The sequence below is a fragment of the Pseudomonas sp. FW305-28 genome, from assembly GCF_017351395.1.
Classification (GTDB): domain Bacteria; phylum Pseudomonadota; class Gammaproteobacteria; order Pseudomonadales; family Pseudomonadaceae; genus Aquipseudomonas; species Aquipseudomonas fluorescens_AA.
In genome coordinates this window covers 1-15,682 of record NZ_JACNDD010000056.1, presented here as the reverse complement: position 1 = coordinate 15,682, position 15,682 = coordinate 1, and the positions used below count along the sequence as shown (strand labels likewise).

General features: G+C 63.6%; 17 protein-coding genes. 15 read left to right on the top strand and 2 right to left on the bottom strand.

Annotated elements, in window-relative coordinates; all coding sequences use genetic code 11:
• Window positions 1-27 precede the first annotated feature (27 nt).
• The 14 genes from hemE (at window position 28) to gspM (ending at window position 12,894) form a co-directional block, all read left to right on the top strand.
• Window positions 28-1,095: a uroporphyrinogen decarboxylase gene (gene hemE / locus J4E53_RS14890; protein ID WP_060739552.1), complete on the top strand. Its 1,068-nt coding sequence runs from the start codon at window positions 28-30 to the stop codon at window positions 1,093-1,095.
• A gap of 355 nt (window positions 1,096-1,450) precedes the next feature.
• Complete coding sequence (gene gbpA, locus J4E53_RS14885) at window positions 1,451-2,917, top strand: N-acetylglucosamine-binding protein GbpA (RefSeq protein WP_103308994.1); 1,467 nt, start codon at window positions 1,451-1,453, stop codon at window positions 2,915-2,917.
• A gap of 66 nt (window positions 2,918-2,983) precedes the next feature.
• Window positions 2,984-3,526, top strand: coding sequence for a cytochrome b (locus J4E53_RS14880; protein WP_103308993.1), 543 nt, complete (start codon window positions 2,984-2,986; stop codon window positions 3,524-3,526).
• Window positions 3,523-4,050, top strand: a complete 528-nt coding sequence (locus J4E53_RS14875; protein ID WP_060739549.1) for a type II secretion system protein N — start codon at window positions 3,523-3,525, stop codon at window positions 4,048-4,050. The genes J4E53_RS14880 and J4E53_RS14875 overlap by 4 nt, the downstream gene beginning before the upstream one ends.
• An 8-nt stretch (window positions 4,051-4,058) precedes the next feature.
• On the top strand, window positions 4,059-5,984 hold the full coding sequence (gene gspD, locus J4E53_RS14870; RefSeq protein ID WP_177431713.1) for a type II secretion system secretin GspD: 1,926 nt from the start codon (window positions 4,059-4,061) through the stop codon (window positions 5,982-5,984).
• On the top strand, window positions 5,981-7,444 hold the full coding sequence (gene gspE, locus J4E53_RS14865) for a type II secretion system ATPase GspE (protein WP_060739548.1): 1,464 nt from the start codon (window positions 5,981-5,983) through the stop codon (window positions 7,442-7,444). Before gspD ends, gspE begins: the two co-directional genes overlap by 4 nt.
• Window positions 7,445-7,448: 4 nt before the next feature.
• Window positions 7,449-8,657, top strand: coding sequence for a type II secretion system inner membrane protein GspF (gspF, locus tag J4E53_RS14860; RefSeq protein WP_103308990.1), 1,209 nt, complete (start codon window positions 7,449-7,451; stop codon window positions 8,655-8,657).
• Window positions 8,658-8,660: 3 nt separating this feature from the next.
• Window positions 8,661-9,119, top strand: coding sequence for a type II secretion system major pseudopilin GspG (gene gspG, locus J4E53_RS14855; protein ID WP_060739546.1), 459 nt, complete (start codon window positions 8,661-8,663; stop codon window positions 9,117-9,119).
• A 2-nt stretch (window positions 9,120-9,121) separates the two neighbouring features.
• Complete coding sequence (gene gspH / locus J4E53_RS14850; protein WP_103308988.1) at window positions 9,122-9,589, top strand: type II secretion system minor pseudopilin GspH; 468 nt, start codon at window positions 9,122-9,124, stop codon at window positions 9,587-9,589.
• Window positions 9,582-9,968: a type II secretion system minor pseudopilin GspI gene (gspI, locus tag J4E53_RS14845; RefSeq protein WP_103308987.1), complete on the top strand. Its 387-nt coding sequence runs from the start codon at window positions 9,582-9,584 to the stop codon at window positions 9,966-9,968. The genes gspH and gspI overlap by 8 nt, the downstream gene beginning before the upstream one ends.
• Window positions 9,961-10,494, top strand: coding sequence for a type II secretion system protein GspJ (locus tag J4E53_RS14840; protein ID WP_103308985.1), 534 nt, complete (start codon window positions 9,961-9,963; stop codon window positions 10,492-10,494). The genes gspI and J4E53_RS14840 overlap by 8 nt, the downstream gene beginning before the upstream one ends.
• Complete coding sequence (locus tag J4E53_RS14835) at window positions 10,491-11,336, top strand: type II secretion system protein GspK (protein WP_103308984.1); 846 nt, start codon at window positions 10,491-10,493, stop codon at window positions 11,334-11,336. The genes J4E53_RS14840 and J4E53_RS14835 overlap by 4 nt, the downstream gene beginning before the upstream one ends.
• On the top strand, window positions 11,336-12,439 hold the full coding sequence (gene gspL, locus J4E53_RS14830; protein WP_103308982.1) for a type II secretion system protein GspL: 1,104 nt from the start codon (window positions 11,336-11,338) through the stop codon (window positions 12,437-12,439). Before J4E53_RS14835 ends, gspL begins: the two co-directional genes overlap by 1 nt.
• Window positions 12,439-12,894, top strand: a complete 456-nt coding sequence (gspM, locus tag J4E53_RS14825; RefSeq protein ID WP_103308980.1) for a type II secretion system protein GspM — start codon at window positions 12,439-12,441, stop codon at window positions 12,892-12,894. The genes gspL and gspM overlap by 1 nt, the downstream gene beginning before the upstream one ends.
• 203 nt (window positions 12,895-13,097) lie before the next feature.
• Here gspM and J4E53_RS14820 read toward each other — a convergent pair whose 3' ends face one another.
• Window positions 13,098-14,273 (bottom strand): MFS transporter, encoded by a 1,176-nt coding sequence (locus tag J4E53_RS14820; RefSeq protein ID WP_259333230.1) that lies wholly within the window; start codon window positions 14,271-14,273, stop codon window positions 13,098-13,100.
• A 221-nt stretch (window positions 14,274-14,494) separates the two neighbouring features.
• Between J4E53_RS14820 and J4E53_RS14815 the strand changes: the two genes are divergently transcribed.
• Window positions 14,495-15,388 (top strand): LysR family transcriptional regulator, encoded by an 894-nt coding sequence (locus J4E53_RS14815; protein WP_103308977.1) that lies wholly within the window; start codon window positions 14,495-14,497, stop codon window positions 15,386-15,388.
• A gap of 31 nt (window positions 15,389-15,419) precedes the next feature.
• On the opposite strand, the gene J4E53_RS14810 is transcribed toward J4E53_RS14815, so the two are convergent.
• Window positions 15,420-15,682, bottom strand: a 263-nt coding sequence (locus tag J4E53_RS14810) for a hypothetical protein (protein ID WP_207268157.1), incomplete at its 5' end; no start/stop codon positions are given.

The following is a 15,682-nucleotide window of genomic DNA, read 5'->3' as shown; positions in this document are numbered from 1 at the left end:
GCCCGCACTTTTTTTCCGGATGCCGACATGACTGCCCTGAAGAACGACCGTTTCCTTCGCGCCCTGCTCAAGCAACCCGTGGACGTCACCCCTGTATGGATGATGCGCCAGGCCGGTCGCTATCTGCCGGAGTACCGCGCCAGCCGCGCCAAGGCCGGTGACTTCATGAGCCTGTGCATGAACCCCCAGTTCGCCTGCGAAGTCACGATGCAGCCGCTGGACCGTTATCCGCAGTTGGACGCGGCGATCCTGTTCTCCGACATCCTCACCATTCCCGACGCCATGGGGCAGGGCTTGTACTTCGAGACCGGCGAAGGCCCGCGTTTCAAGAAAGTCGTCAGCACCCTGGCCGACATCGAGGCCCTGCCGATTCCCGATCCGCAGAAGGACCTGGGCTACGTCATGGACGCGGTCAGCACCATTCGCCGTGAACTCAATGGTCGCGTGCCGCTGATCGGTTTCTCCGGCAGCCCCTGGACCCTGGCGACCTACATGGTCGAAGGCGGTTCGTCGAAGGACTTCCGCAAGACCAAGGCGATGCTCTACGACAACCCCCAAGCCATGCACCTGTTGCTGGACAAGCTGGCCCAGTCGGTCACGTCCTACCTCAACGGCCAGATCCTGGCCGGCGCGCAAGCGGTGCAGATCTTCGATACCTGGGGCGGCAACCTGTCGGCGGCGGCATACCAGGAGTTTTCCCTGGCCTACATGCGCAAGATCGTCAGCGGCCTGATCCGCGAGCACGAAGGTCGCACAGTCCCGGTGATCCTGTTCACCAAGAACGGCGGCCTGTGGCTGGAAAGCATCGCCGAGGCCGGCGCCGACGCCTTGGGCCTGGACTGGACCTGCGACATTGGCAACGCCCGCGAACGTGTCGGTCACAAGGTCGCCCTGCAAGGCAACATGGACCCGACCGTGCTCTACGCCAAGCCTGAAGCCATCCGCGCTGAAGTCGGACGCATCCTGGCCAGCTACGGCAGTGGCAGCGGTCATGTGTTCAACCTCGGCCATGGCATCACCCCGGAAGTCGACCCCGAACACGCCGGCGCCTTCCTGCGGGCGGTGCATGAGTTGTCGGCGCAATATCACGTCTGATTGCTGCCCCTGTCACCCAGCCTGTCCGGACCTGTGCCGGACAGGCTTTTTATTGCTCGCGTGTTTAACGATCCGCCATAAACCCAGCCGGTAGTTATGCCTGATGTGTTTGTTTGTGTTTATTTATCTTTTTTTTCGATAGTTATTTCTATTCGTAAGAAGTTTCTCAAGTTATGTAGGGGAAATTGATTCAGAGATCATTCCTTCTAAGTTGAGAGATTTGTCCTACACATGAAATATTCAACTTTCTATAAGGTTCCGGGCACTTGCAAGGGCAGGCGCTGAGCGGTCTGGCGCACCTTTCAAGAGGACGGTGATACGTCTTTCATTTTTGATGACTAGTCTGGAATTTTATATGAAGAACAACTTCAACAAGAGCAATGTGTTAACGGGGTGTGCGTCCTCGCTAGTTCTGTTGTCGGCCATGGCGGCATCCCAAAGTGTGCTGGCCCACGGTTTCGTCGAAGTACCGCCTTCTCGTGCATTGTTGTGCCAGAGAGGTGTCAACCAGCACTGCGGCGACGCGCAATACGAGCCGCAGAGTACCGGCGAAACCTTCAAGGGTTTCCCGAATGGAGCCGGTGGCGGACCACTGCAAGGCCCTGTCGATGGCAAGATCGCCAGCGGCGGCAGTGCCCTGTTTTCTGCCCTTGATGCGCAATCGGCTTCGCGCTGGCACCTGACTGAAATCAAGGACCGCAACATTGTCTTCCAATGGCAATACTCCGCAGCGCACCCGGCGACCAAACATGAGTATTTCATTACCCGCGACGGTTGGAACCCGAACGAAGTGCTCAAGCGTGCCTCGTTCGACACCACGCCGTTCTGTACGGTGGATGGCGGTAATCAAGTTCCGGTAGCAGGTGCCCCGCACAACTGCGTCATTCCCGACAGCAAGACAGGTCATCACGTCGTCCTGGCGGTCTGGACGGTGGGCGATACCGATAACGCGTTCTACAACCCGATTGATGTGAACATCCTCGCCGAAGCTGCGTTGCCGGGCGGCTGGTCGGCGGTGGGCAGCATTGCGCCATCGACCCCGTTGCTGGTGGGCGACAAGGTCAAGGCCCGGGCATTCTCCGCCAGCGGCGAAAATGCCGAGTACAGCCTGGAAATCAGCATCGACAACGCTGAGGAAGGCAAGGCGGAAAACTGGTCGTTCAAACTGGCCGAGGCCCTCAACAAGGCTTATCCGCTCATTCGTGCCGGTGTTCGGGACGAGGATGGCAACATCGCGCCGGCCAAGGGCGCCAACAGTCTGTATGCCCAGAAAGAAAGCGCTGTGACGCGCTACGAAGTGCAACTGGACATGCGCGAAGACGCCAGCGCCAATATGGAGATTTCCTCCCTGCAGCCCGAGTACGTCCTCGACAAAGGGCGGGTCAGCATGGCGTTCACTGCGCAGACAAACCGCAGCATGAATCTTGAAGCCACTCTGTTCGATGAAAAGAACAAGCAGGTGGGTGTCGTGAGCCAGACCGTGGGCGCAGGCAGCACCGGCCTGAACCTGGACGTGCGCAGCGCCCCAGGCGCGCACACCCTGACGCTGGTGGGGACTACCGTAGACGGCCGTACCACTCGCCAGGAGACCCAAGCGGTCACCCTGACCGGCGAGGGCGTAGGCATCGAGTACGACTTCGAATTCCCTAATGGCATCAGCGAGTACACCGCCGGCACGAAAGTGCTGCAGCGCGCGACTGACGAAGTCTTCGAATGCAAGCCGTTCCCAGCGTCCGGCTACTGCAAGCAATACACCCCGACGTCGAACGGTTTCGAGCCAGGTGTCGGTGCGTCGTGGCAAAGCGCCTGGGACAAGCTGTAAGTCCTGACAGGCACGGCCCCGGGCGACTCGCAAGGTTGCCTGGGGCCTTCAGACGAGAACGCAGTGATGTCTATCAATTACTCAAGGCGGCGGGTGCTGCTGCACTGGCTGTCGGCGGTCATTATCCTGTGGGCGTTGGCGTCCGGTTTTTATGTGGCGTTCAACCCGGTGTCCGCTTCGACCCAACAATGGGTCGGGTCATTCAATGTGTCGCTGACCACGCTGTTCATTCCGTTTTTCGTATGGCGGACCTGGCTGTTCGTGTGCGAACGGGAGCCCCAGGGGACGGCGCTTTCCTTGAACAAGAGGCTGGCCTTGGCGGTGCACGCGCTGATCTACCTGGTGATCGGCGTCGTGCTGGTGACCGGCGTGCTGATGATGAAAAGCGCCATCAGTGTCTTCGGCTTCGTTCGATTTCCTCAGCCATTGGCTGATCCGGTGTTGATCGAACTGGCCAACACGATCCACGTGCAGTCTTGCATGGTGCTTTCGATGCTTGTCGCGTTGCACCTGTGCGCGGTGCTCTGGCATGAGTTTTCCGGGCGTAGGGTGGTGCGCCGGATGTCCTTCGCCAAGCCGGCGGTCACCCTCCCGCGAGTGCAAAGTTGAGCCTGCCGGTGCGGGTCGGCAGCCGTTTGCCGACGCTGGCGCTGGTGCTCGTGCCGCTGCTCTATGGGGCATTGCTGGCCGGGCAGGAATGGCGTTTTCGCCAGGCATTGGGCCGTGATGTACCGGTGGTGAGCGACTCGCCGGTGGCGCCGCATCGTGACTTGCCCAATGTCCAAGCGGTGGCGACTGTGCTCGGCCTGGCGCCTGAAGGTGCCCAGGCGCCAAGCGCCGAACCGATCACGTTGCAAGCCAGTTTTGTCGCTGGCCAAGGTTTGTCGCGGGCCTTGCTGGCGGACGCCGCCGGCCCGCGCATTTACCAGGTGGGCGAGCGTTTGCCGGGTGGCAGCGTGCTGCGCCGGGTCGAGGCCAGCCATGTGACGTTGTGGCGTAACGGACGTGAAGAGCGCTTGGCCCTGCAACCCGCAGCCAAACCCCTGCTGCGCCGGCTGAGCCTCGAAGACGGGGGCCATGCCGCGCCGCATTCCTCGCAATACCTACGCCCGGTGGCCGGGCAATCAGAGTGATCGAATTCATGAACAGCTTTATCCGGGGCCGTGTTTCGCGTGTCCTGTTCTGCCTCGCCGCGTCTTGCCTGCTGACGCCCGCCGGTTGGCTGCAGGCCGAAGAGGCTCAGTGGCAATTGGCGATGAACAACGCGGAACTGCGCGATGTGGTCGAAGAGTTCTCCGCGATCCTGGGCAAGACCGTGGTGCTCGACCCCCGAGTGTCGGGGCGCATCACGGTCATGTCCCGTGAGGCGCTGGACCGCGAAGGGGTGCGGCGGTTGTTCTATTCGGTACTCGACGCCCATAACTTCACCGTGATCGACGAAGGCGAGCGGATCCTGATCACGCCGGTCAGCGATGCCAAGACGCGTGCCGGTGTCGCCGACGAACACAGCACTACACCGTCGCAGTTCGTCACCCGGGTCCTCGACCTGCAATCGAGCATCGCCGCCGATGTCGCCGGGCTGATCCGCCCCTTGGTATCGGCCAATGGTTACGTCGGTCCTTCGGTATCGTCCAACGCCCTGGTAGTCACCGACACCGCCGCCAACGTCCAGCGCATCGCCGGCGTGGTGCAACGGTTGGATTCAGGACGCAACCGCAATCACGTGGTGGTGCGCTTGAAGCACGCCCAGGCCGGGGACATCGCCCCACTCGTGGAAGCCTCCGGCGGCAAGCGCGAGGGGGATACGGCGGGTGTGGTGATCGCCGATGCCCGCAGCAATCGGCTGGTGATCATCGGCGCGCCCGCGGTGCGTCAACGCCTGGTCGACCTGGCCCGGACCCTGGACGTACCGGCAGCCGCCTCCCAGGACAACGCGCGGGTCATCCGTCTGCGTCACAGCGATGCCAAACAGTTGGCCGAGGTACTGGAGGGTGTCGGCCAGGATAGGAAAACCACGCCGGCCCTCGCTGGCCAACGGGAAACCGCGGGGGCCAGCCCCTTCAGGATCAAGGCCGATGAAAGCCAGAATGCCTTGGTCTTGATCGCCGAGCCGGCCCAGGTCCGCATCATCGAGAACATCGTCCGGGAGTTGGACCAACCCCGGGCCCAGGTGCTCATTCATGCAGCCATCGTCGAGGTGAGCGGAGATATCTCCGAAGCGCTGGGGGTGCAGTGGGGACTCAAGAGCGGCAGCGCGACAGGGAGCATCAATTTCCCGGGAACCGACATCCCGATCATCGGCCTGGACTTCAACAAGCTGGATAAAACCAAGGAAAGCGCATTCCTGCGCCTCGGTGGCGATCGCTTCAGTGCACTGGTCTCGGCGCTGGCGAGCAATGCCCACAGCAACCTGCTGTCCACCCCCAGCCTGCTGACCCTGGATAACCAGGAAGCGGAAATCATCGTGGGCCAGAACGTTCCGTTCAAGACGGGTTCCTACGCCACCAGCGGCAACGGCGCGGACAATCCGTTCACCACTGTGGAGCGCAAGGACGTGGGTATCAGCCTCAAGGTCAAGCCTTACATCAACGAAGGCTCGACCTTGCGCCTTGAAGTCGAGCAGGAGGTGTCGGACATCGCGCCGTCGGTCTCCGGTGTGGACTCCTCGGACCTGATCACCAACAAGCGCGCCTTGAAGAGCACGATCCTGGCGGACGATGGCGAGATCATCGTGATCGGCGGCCTGATCCGCGACAGTGTCCGCAGCCAGCAAAGCGGTGTGCCGCTGCTGCGCAGCATTCCCTACTTGGGCGCGTTGTTTCGCTGGAACCGCGACACCCAGACCAAAAGCAACTTGATGGTGTTCCTGCGCCCGACCATCGTGCGCAGCAGCGAAGACCTGGCCGATGTGAGCCGGCAACGCTACGACGCGCTCCGGGAGTTGAGCAAACCTGGCTCGCGGAAAAACAATTCGCTGCTGCTGCCCCGGGACGCCCGCCAGTTGTTCGAATCGTCTGCGCAGGAGCCGGTGGTCGACCTGCTTGCACCGCAGCCGGAGGGCCTGTGAGCGAGCCGTTGCCCTTTGGTTTCGCCAGGCGCCTGGGCGTGCTGCTGGAAGGCGCGGGGCCGACCTTGAGCCTGGCGATGCGCAGCGACACGCCCCTGACTGCCGTGGCTGAAGTCCGGCGCCTGTGTGGGCGGGATCTACCTGTACAGGTCCTGGCGCCGGCGCAGTTCGCCGCGCGCCTGGCCAGCGTCTATCGCCAGGGCCAAAGCGCTGCCGAGCAGGTAGCCCAAGGCCTGGACGAGGAACTGGACCTGCTCAGCCTGGCCGACCAGATGCCGCAGACCACCGACCTGTTGGAGCAGCAGGGTGATGCGCCGATCATTCGCCTGATCAATGCGCTGCTCAGCGAGGCGGTCCGCGAGCACGCCTCGGATGTGCACCTGGAAACATTCGAGCAATACCTGTCGGTGCGTATGCGCATCGACGGGCAGTTACAGGAAATGCTGCGCCCGCGCCGGGAACTGGCGAACCTGCTGGTGTCGCGGATCAAGGTCATGGCGCGCCTGGACATCGCCGAAAAACGCGTGCCCCAGGACGGCCGGATGGCGTTGCGCCTGGCCGGGCACGAGGTCGATGTGCGGGTCTCGACCCTGCCTTCGGCCCATGGCGAGCGGGTGGTGTTGCGCCTGCTCGACAAGCAGGCCGGGCGCCTGGATCTGCAACGCCTGGGCCTGCCCGACGACACCCTGGCGAGCCTGCGCCAGTTGCTCGGCAAGCCCCACGGCATCGTGTTGGTCACCGGGCCCACGGGGTCGGGGAAGACCACCAGCCTGTACGCGGCGCTGAGCAGCATCAACGACCAGAGCCGCAACATCCTCACGGTCGAAGACCCCATCGAATATCACCTGCCGGGTATCGGCCAGATGCCGGTCAACCCGAAAGTCGACATGACCTTCGCCCGCGGCTTGCGGGCCATATTGCGCCAGGACCCGGACGTGGTGATGGTCGGCGAAATACGCGACCGCGAGACCGCCGAAATCGCCGTCCAGGCGTCGCTGACCGGGCACCTGGTGCTCTCGACCCTGCACACCAACACCGCCGTCGGCGCGGTCACGCGGCTGGTGGACATGGGCGTGGATGCGTATCTGCTGGCGTCGTCCCTGGCCGGCATCGTCGCCCAGCGTTTGTTGCGCTGTCTGTGCCCCTCCTGCAAAGCCCCTTATGTGGCCGACGCCGCCACGTGTCGGCGCCTGGGCCTCGACGCCGATGCCGCGCCCAAGTTGTTCAAGGCCCAGGGCTGCGAGCGATGCCAGAAAGGCTATCGCGGGCGCTTCGGCATCTATGAGCTGGTGCATGTCAACGCCGCCCTGTCGCAGTTGATTCACCAGGGCGCCACCGAGCAGGCGCTAGCCGCCGAGGCCCGCAAGACCTCCCGGAGCCTGTTCCAGGACGGTCGCCAGCGCGTGCTGGAAGGCCTGACCAGTGTCGACGAACTGCTGCGCATTACCCAGGAGGATTAGCGCCATGCCGACCTTCGATTATCGGGCCGAAAACCCCCAGGGCCGACGCTGCAAGGGCCGCGTGGAAGCCGACAGCCCCCGCCATGCTCGCCAATTGTTGCGCGAGCGTGGCTTGCTGCCCAGCGAGCTGGCGCAAGCCAAGGAACAGCGGGTCCTGGGCGGACGCCATGCCGGGGGGCGTTTGGGGCCGGCGGATCTGGCGTTGCTGACGTTGCAGCTGTCCACCTTGATCCAGGCCGGCCTGCCCCTTGAGGAGTCCCTGGGGGCGGTGGCGCAACAGAGCCAGAAACGCCGCGTTGCCCACCTGCTGGCGGCGGTGCGCAGCCGGGTGATGGAAGGCCACGCGCTGGCAACGGCACTGAGGGCTTTCCCTCAAGCGTTCCCTGAACTGTTCTGCGCCACGGTCGCGGCGGGCGAGCAGTCGGGTCACCTGGGCCAGGTGTTGGAGCAACTGGCGAGCTACACCCAGGCGCGCCAGGCCTCGCGCCAGCGTATTCAACTGGCGTTGGTGTACCCGCTGATCCTGATGCTGGCCTGTGTCGCGATTGTCGCGTTCCTGCTCGGTTATGTGGTGCCGGATGTGGTGAAGATTTTCATCGACAGCGGTCAGCCGTTGCCCTGGCTGACCCAGGCGCTGATCGCCGTGAGCGACGGCTTGCGCCGCCATGGCCTGGTGCTGCTCGGTGCCCTGGCCGGGCTGTTCGGGTTGTGGCGCTGGAGCCTGCGCCAACCGGCGTGGCGCCTGCGCTGGCATCGCTTGTTGCTGCGGCTGCCGCTGCTGGGCGAGGTGCTGCGGGCGATGGAGGCGGCGCGATTCGCCAGCACCTTGGCGATCCTGAGCAAAAGCGCGGTGCCGCTGGTGGAGGCCTTGCACATCGCCGCCCAGGTGATCGGCAACCTGACGATCCGCGCCCGCATGGCGGACGTTGCACGTTCGGTACGTGAGGGCGGGACCCTGACCCGTGGCCTGGAGCAGGGCGGTGATATTCCGCCGCTGATGCTGCACATGATCGCCAGCGGCGAACGGGCCGGCGAACTCGACAACATGCTGGCCCGGGCCGCCGAACAACAGGAAGCCAGCCTCGCGGCGCGCATCGCGTTGGTGGTGAGCCTTTTCGAACCGGCCATGTTGGTGCTGATGGGTGGCGTCGTGCTGCTGATCGTCATGGCCATCCTCCTCCCCATCCTTAGCCTCAACCAATTGGTGAACTGACCGATGAAACTCCAAAGCAAGCGACCCGCACGCCAGCAACAACGCGGTTTTACCCTGATCGAAATCATGGTGGTGGTGGTCATCATTGGCGTACTGGGCGCTATCGTCGTGCCGCAGTTCATGAGCCGACCCGACCAGGCCAAGGTCACGGCCGCCCGCACCGATATCCAGGCGATCGCCACGGCCCTGGAAATGTACCGCCTCGACAACTTCCAGTACCCCTCGACCCAACAAGGCCTGGAGGCGTTGAGCAAACGCCCGTCCGGTACCCCCGCGGCCAGGAACTGGAATCCCCAGGGTTATCTGAAAAGCTTGCCGGTCGACCCTTGGGGCACGCCCTACCAGTACCTCAACCCCGGACACAAATCCCTCGATGGCGGCTATGACCTCTACTCCCTGGGCGCCGATGGCGTGTCGGGTGGTGAAGGGATGGCGGCCGACATCGGCAATTGGGCCGAGTGAACATGCCGCGCCGTTGCCGGGGCTTCACCTTGTTGGAGCTGATGGTCGTTATCGTCTTGATCGGCGTCCTGGGGGGCATGGTCCGCTTCGCCACCGGGCCGGGCCCGGCGCGTGAAGCCCGCCAGCAAGCCCGGGACTTCGTTGCGCTGGTGCAGCAGTTGCGCGAGCGGGCGGTGCTGGACGGGCAGGAATATGGTGTGCACGTGCAGCCCGGCGGTTATCAGGCGTTGCGACTCGACGTCCAGGGTTGGACGGTCGTGTCGATGCCGCATCGATTGCCCGAGGGCTTGACGCTCGGGTTGGAGCTGGACGGTCATGTCCTATCGCTCGATGCCATTCACGGCTCACCCCAGTTGCTGATGCTCAGCAGTGACGAGATCAGTCCGTTCAAGCTGTTCATCAACGTCGCAGGGCAAGCGGTTGCCCGGGTGTCGAGCGATGGCCTGGCGGAGCCGCTGATCGATGAGTAACGCGCGCAGGCAGGCCGCCGGTTGCCAGGGTTTCACGCTGTTGGAAGTCATGATCGCCCTGGCGATTTTCGCGACGCTGGCGGCGGCCGTACTCTCGGCCAGCCAGTTCGTGCTCACGCAAAGCGTCACACTTGAGGACCGTCTGTTCGGCGCCTGGCTGGCGGACAATCAACTGAGCGAACTGCGCCTGGAAGTCATCACGTCGCCCGGACAACAGCGACTGAACCGGCACCTGGATCGCCGCGCTTGGGTCTTGCAACAGCGTATCGCCCCGGCCCGTGATGGACGACTGTTGCAGGTCGAGATCCAGGTCAGCCGCGACGACAGCGCGGCCGTCGCGCACCGCACCATCGGCTGGATCCGCAGCCATCATGAATAGGCAAGCGGGTTTCACCTTGCTGGAGCTGGTCATCGCCATCGCCATTTTTGCCTTGCTCGGCCTGGCCAGTTGGCGGTTGTTCGATGGGGTCGTGCGGACCCAGCAGGGAGTCGCTCAACATGAGCGCGACATCAGGGCCTTGCAGCGCGCTGTCGGCGTGATCGAACGGGATGTGTGGCAGGCGGTTGCCGACTCGGTCGTACTCGCGCCCGGGCATTTGCAGTTGCAGCGCAGCCATTGGCGCAACCCACTGGACCAGCCTCGCAGCGAACGGCAAACAGTGAGCTATCAGCTCAAGGGCGGCGCGTTATGGCGCGAGAGTGTCGGCGAAGGCATGACGCTTGTGCAGCGGCAGATATTGCTCGACGACGTCCGCAGCCTGAGCTGGCGCGTGTTCGACCGGAAACGGGGCTGGCGCGGTGAAACCGAGAGCGGTACCGCGCCGTTGGCGTTGGAGTTGAGCGTGTCTGCGGGGCGTTTCGAACAGGTCCGCCGGGTGCTGCTGTTGCCGGAGGCGTTGCCATGAAGCGCCAACGCGGCGTGGCGCTGATCAGCGTGCTGCTGGTGTTGAGCCTGGCATTGCTGCTGGTCGGTGGGCTGTTGCGCAGCCATCGCCTGCTGTTGCATAGCAGCGCGCAGCAACTGCAACAGGTCCAGTTGCGGCAATTGGGATTGGCTGGGGAAGACTGGGCGCGGGTGGTGTTGGAAAGCAGTGGGATAACGCCGTCCGGGCCCGTTGACCTGAGCCAGGGTTGGGCCCGGCTCGGGCCTGCCATGGAAATGGACGGCGCCGCGCTGCACATCGGTATCGAGGATTTGTCTGGGCGCCTGAATCTCAATGGGCTGCTGGCCCAGGGGCAAATCGATCAGGTCAGCCTCGGTCGCTGGACCCGCTTGCTGGCCTCGCTGGATCTGCCGCCGCTGTCGTTGCCCCAGGTCGGACCGATACAGGAGTTGAGTCAACTGCGCCTGTTGCCGGGCATCGATGGCCCGACGCTACAGCGCCTGGAGCCCTGGGTGGCGTTGCTGCCCAAGGACGCGCGGATGAACATCAATACCGCCCCGCAGCGCGTGCTGATGACCCTCGATGGCATGGAGGCTGGGGCCGCCCAGGCGTTGGTCAACCAGCGTCGCCACGCGCCATACCCCAGCGTGCAGGCGTTTACCAACGACCCGTTGCTGTCCGGCGTGGGCTTCAGCAGCCATGGGTTGGGGGTGGGCAGTCGCTGGTTTCGAATCACCGTGAGCGTGATCCATGCCGACAGCCGTCTGCGCCTGGCCTCGGATATCGAGCGTGATTCTGTCAGCGGGCGCTGGACGGTTCGTCAGCGACGTTTCTTACCCTTCAGTCCCAGTGAGCTTCCTTGATGAAAACCTGGCTTTACCTGACCGCCGAGGGCCTGTCCGCACCTTGTGCCAACTGGCCGTGCTGCGTGTGGTCGCCCAGCGGCGAGCGTCGTCGCCTGCCGTTGCACGAGGCGGCCGGCGAGTTGAGCGGCCGGCCCGTCGATGTGCTGTTGCCGATGGAAATGTGCAGTTGGTTGCGCAGCGATCCGTGGCCCTCCCGACGCCAGCCCCGGCCCCAGGCCCTGGCATTCGCCATCGAAGAACAACTGAGTGAAAACCTGGAGGCGCTGCACATCAGCGTCGGCCCGCGGGACCGTCAGCACCGCTATCCGCTGATGGTGACGGAGCGCGCCCGGTTCCAGGCGCTGCTGGCGCTGCTCGTCGAGCAAGGCATCGACACGCGGGCGGTGCATGTCGATGCCGACCTGCTTGCCGAGGACCAGGCATTGGGCGTGCGTTGGTTCGGGCGCTGGTTGTTGGGCGCAGGGCTGCCGGCACGGCTGGCGTTGTCGGCACGGGCCCTGGCGGCGCTCAAGCCCGGCCTGCCCGAGGACATTCACTGGCTGGACGAAGAGCGCGATTGCCCTGGCATCGATGAATGGCTGCTGAGCGCGGGTGGACGCCCCATCGACCTGTTGCAAGGTGAGTTCCGTCGACGTGGTCGACCGCTGCCATGGCGTGGTGTTTCGGCGGTGGCACTGGGCATGTTGGTGCTCACCTGGGCCTTCGGCGACGCCCGCATACGTTTTCTTGAACGCGAAACCCGGCTTTTGTATGCCCAAAGTGAGCAGCGGTTCAGGTCGCTGTATCCCGGGCAGGAGCGGATTGTCGACCTGGCGGTGCAGTTCCAGGCATTGCAGAGTCGGCGCGGGCAAAGCCACGACACTCAGGTCGCGCGCCTGACCCGTCTGACCGAGCAGGTCATTGGCGCCAGCAACGTCGAGGTGCAGCGTATCGATTTTCGTGAAGGCGAAGGCTGGAAGATCCAGCTGACGGCGAACAGTTTCGTCGAGCTTGAACAACTGCGTGAACGTGGGCAGCAAAACGGCTTGCCCGTCACCCTGGGCAGCGCGAGCAAACAGAACAATCGGGTGCAGGCCATCCTCACACTGGAGAACAGTTGATGAATGTCGATCGTTGGCGGGTCTTGAAACAGACGTGGGGAAGCCTGTCGCGCCGAGAACAAGGGCTGTTGCTGGGGCTTGCCGGGGCGTTGTCGGTGGCGCTGGCCTACACCGCGATTTGGCAACCGACCTGGCAACGACGGGAAGTTGCCGAACGCCAGTATCAGCAACAGGCCGAGCTGAACGCCCGGATCCAGCGTGCCGAACCCACCCGGGACATGACTGGCGCCACGCGGCCCTTGTCGGTGCGCGTCAATGAAAGTGCGACAGCGGCGGGGTTGGACATGGCGCAAATGGAGGTCGACGGCGACTCGTTGCGACTCGCCGTCAGTGGTGAGGCGAGTGCGTTGCTTCATTGGTTGGATCAACAGGAACGAGAGGGCGCGGTGCTGCGGTCGCTGACGTTGGAAGTGGAGAATGGTGTGTTGGGCGCGCGAGTGGTTTTGCGCCAATGACACACGGCAGTTTTGATCAGGGCACGAGTGGCCTTTGTGGCGAGGGAGCTTGCTCCCGCTCGGCTGCGCAGCAGTCGTAAACGGGTTTACAGGGTTTACCTGTTGCACCGCGGTGGCTGGTTTTGGGGCGGCTGCGCCACCCAGCGGGAGCAAGCTCCCTCGCCACAAAGTGTCCACTTTGTTTCCAATGTGGATAGCGATGGCTAGACCTGCACATTCCCCGGCAACAACGGCAATTTCGCCAGCTTCACCGCCACCCACAACGCAATCACCAGCAAGCCACCGATGAACAGGCCGATCCCGTTCCAGCCGCCCAGGTGCCAGGCCACGCCGCCGGCCGTGCCCGCCACGCTGGATCCGGCGTAGTAGCTGAACAGATAAAGCGACGAAGCCTGGCCCTTGGCCCTGAGGGCGCGGCGGCCGATCCAACTGCTGGCGACCGAATGGGCGCCGAAGAAACCGAAGGTGAACACCAACATGCCCAGGACCACCAGCCACAGCGGGGTGGCCATGGTCAGCACGAGGCCGGCCAGCATCAGCGCGATGGTCGCCCAGAGCATTTTGCGGCGACCGAGTCTGTCCGCCAGTGCGCCGACTTTGGCCGAGCTGTAGATGCCCGACAGGTACACCACCGACAGCAACCCGACGAAGGCCTGGTCCAGATGATAAGGCTCGGCCAGCAGGCGGTAGCCGATGTAGTTGAACAGCGTCACGAACGCGCCCATCAGCACGAAGGCTTCGAGAAACAGCAGCGGCAACCCGGCATCGCGAAAGTGCAGGGTGAAACCGTCCAGCAGACTGCGCGGGTGCAGCGAACGGGGACGGAAGTTGCGTGACTCGGGAAGAATTCGCCAGAACACCGCCGCCGCGATCAACGCCAGGCCGCCAATCACCAGCATCGCGGTGTGCCAACTGACGAAGTCGATCAAGACCCCGGTGATCAGGCGCCCGCACATGCCGCCGATGGCGTTGCCAGCGATATACAGCCCCATCGCCAGGCCGATGTGCTTGGGATGAATCTCTTCGCTCAGATACGTCATCGCGACCGCCGCCAACCCGCTCAACGACAGCCCGACCAAGGCGCGCAGCAGCAGGACGCCTTGCCAGGTCGGCATCATGGCGCTGGCGATCGTGCACACTGACGCGGCGAACAGTGCCGTGACCATCACCGATTTGCGGCCGATGCGGTCGGAAATCGGGCCGGTGATCAACAGGCCGATGGCAAGCAGGCCGGTCGCCACCGACAGGATCAGGCTGCTCTGCGCCGCGTTGATGGAAAACTCCCTGGACAACAGCGGCATCATCGGTTGCACGCAATACAGCAGGGCAAAGGTCGCAAAGCCACCGCAGAACAGCGCCAGCACCGTGCGCATGAACATCGGCGTGCCCTTCTCGATGTAGATGTCCTTGAGTTCGGCGACGACATCGTCCTGCGCACGCGGCGGGATTTCATGGGCCAATGGAGCGACAGCAGTTTTCACGGTGGACCTCGCAAGGACACGATCAGGCAGGCAATGAAAAAAGCATATAGCTGGCTAATGTTTCTATCCAATATATTATTCGACCTGTTTAAGACGTTTGACGACCTATTGGATGGCCCATGGAACTGCGTCACTTGCGTTACTTCATCGCCGTTGCCGAAGAGCTGCATTTCGGCCGCGCCGCGCTGGCCCTGGGCATCTCCCAGCCGCCGTTGAGCCAGCAGATCCAGGCACTGGAACAGGAGATTGGCGCACGGTTGTTCGAGCGCACCAATCGTCGAGTCGAACTGAGCGAGGCCGGGCGGCTGTTCCTTGAAGAAGCACGACGGGTGTTGGTCCAGGTCGATAAGGCCGCCGACGTGGCTCGCCGTGCCCAACTGGGGGAATTGGGCGAGCTGAAAATCGGCTTTACCTCCTCGGCGCCGTTCAACTCGACCATTCCCCAGGCGATCTTCTCGTTCCGTCAGCGCTTCCCGGCGGTGCACCTTAACCTGCGGGAAATGAGCAGCACCCAAGTGGCCGACGCACTGCTGGATGAGGCGATCGAGGTCGGCATCATGCGGCCCTTGCCGCTGCCCGACGCCCTGAGGGAAATCGAACTCAGCCGCGAACCCCTGGTGGCCGTGCTCAGCGCCAAGCATCCCCTGGCCCAGGGCGATGAAAAGGGCCTGTTCCTCTCGGCGTTGGCTCAGGAACCGTTCGTGTTTTTCCCGCGCAGCTACGGCAGCGGCCTCTACGCGCAATTGCTGAGCCTGGCCCGCGACGCCGGCTTCAGCCCGCACTTCGCCCAGGAAGCCGGTGAGGCCATGACCATCATCGGCCTGGTCGCGGCAGGGCTAGGGGTCTCGGTATTGCCGGCGTCCTACCAACGCATGCGCATCGATGGCGTGGTCTATCGACCGCTGCTCGACCCGGCGGCGGTCTCGGCCGTGTGGCTGGTGCAGCGCAAGGACCAGCGTTCGCCGATGGCGAAGGCGTTTGTGGATTTATTGACGCAAGGCACTGGCTGTTGATCCCCAGCCACTCGACCTCGATTCGATCGACCTAGCCTTCCCAGACCGTCGCGGGCTTATTGCCGTGGTAATCATAAAAGCCCTGGAGTGTCCACGTGTCGCCCTTGCGTTCGAACGCGGCGCGCCATGCGCCTTTGCCACCGCCGGGGGACAGTTGGGCCATGGTGTACCAGTAGTACCGATAGATTCGCTTGGTGGTTATCCTGCCGGCGCGGATATCTGCCAGGATTTCCCCGACCTTGGCTTCAGCCTCCTTGGGAAAGCTGGCGTATGCCATCTGTGTTTCGGCCAATG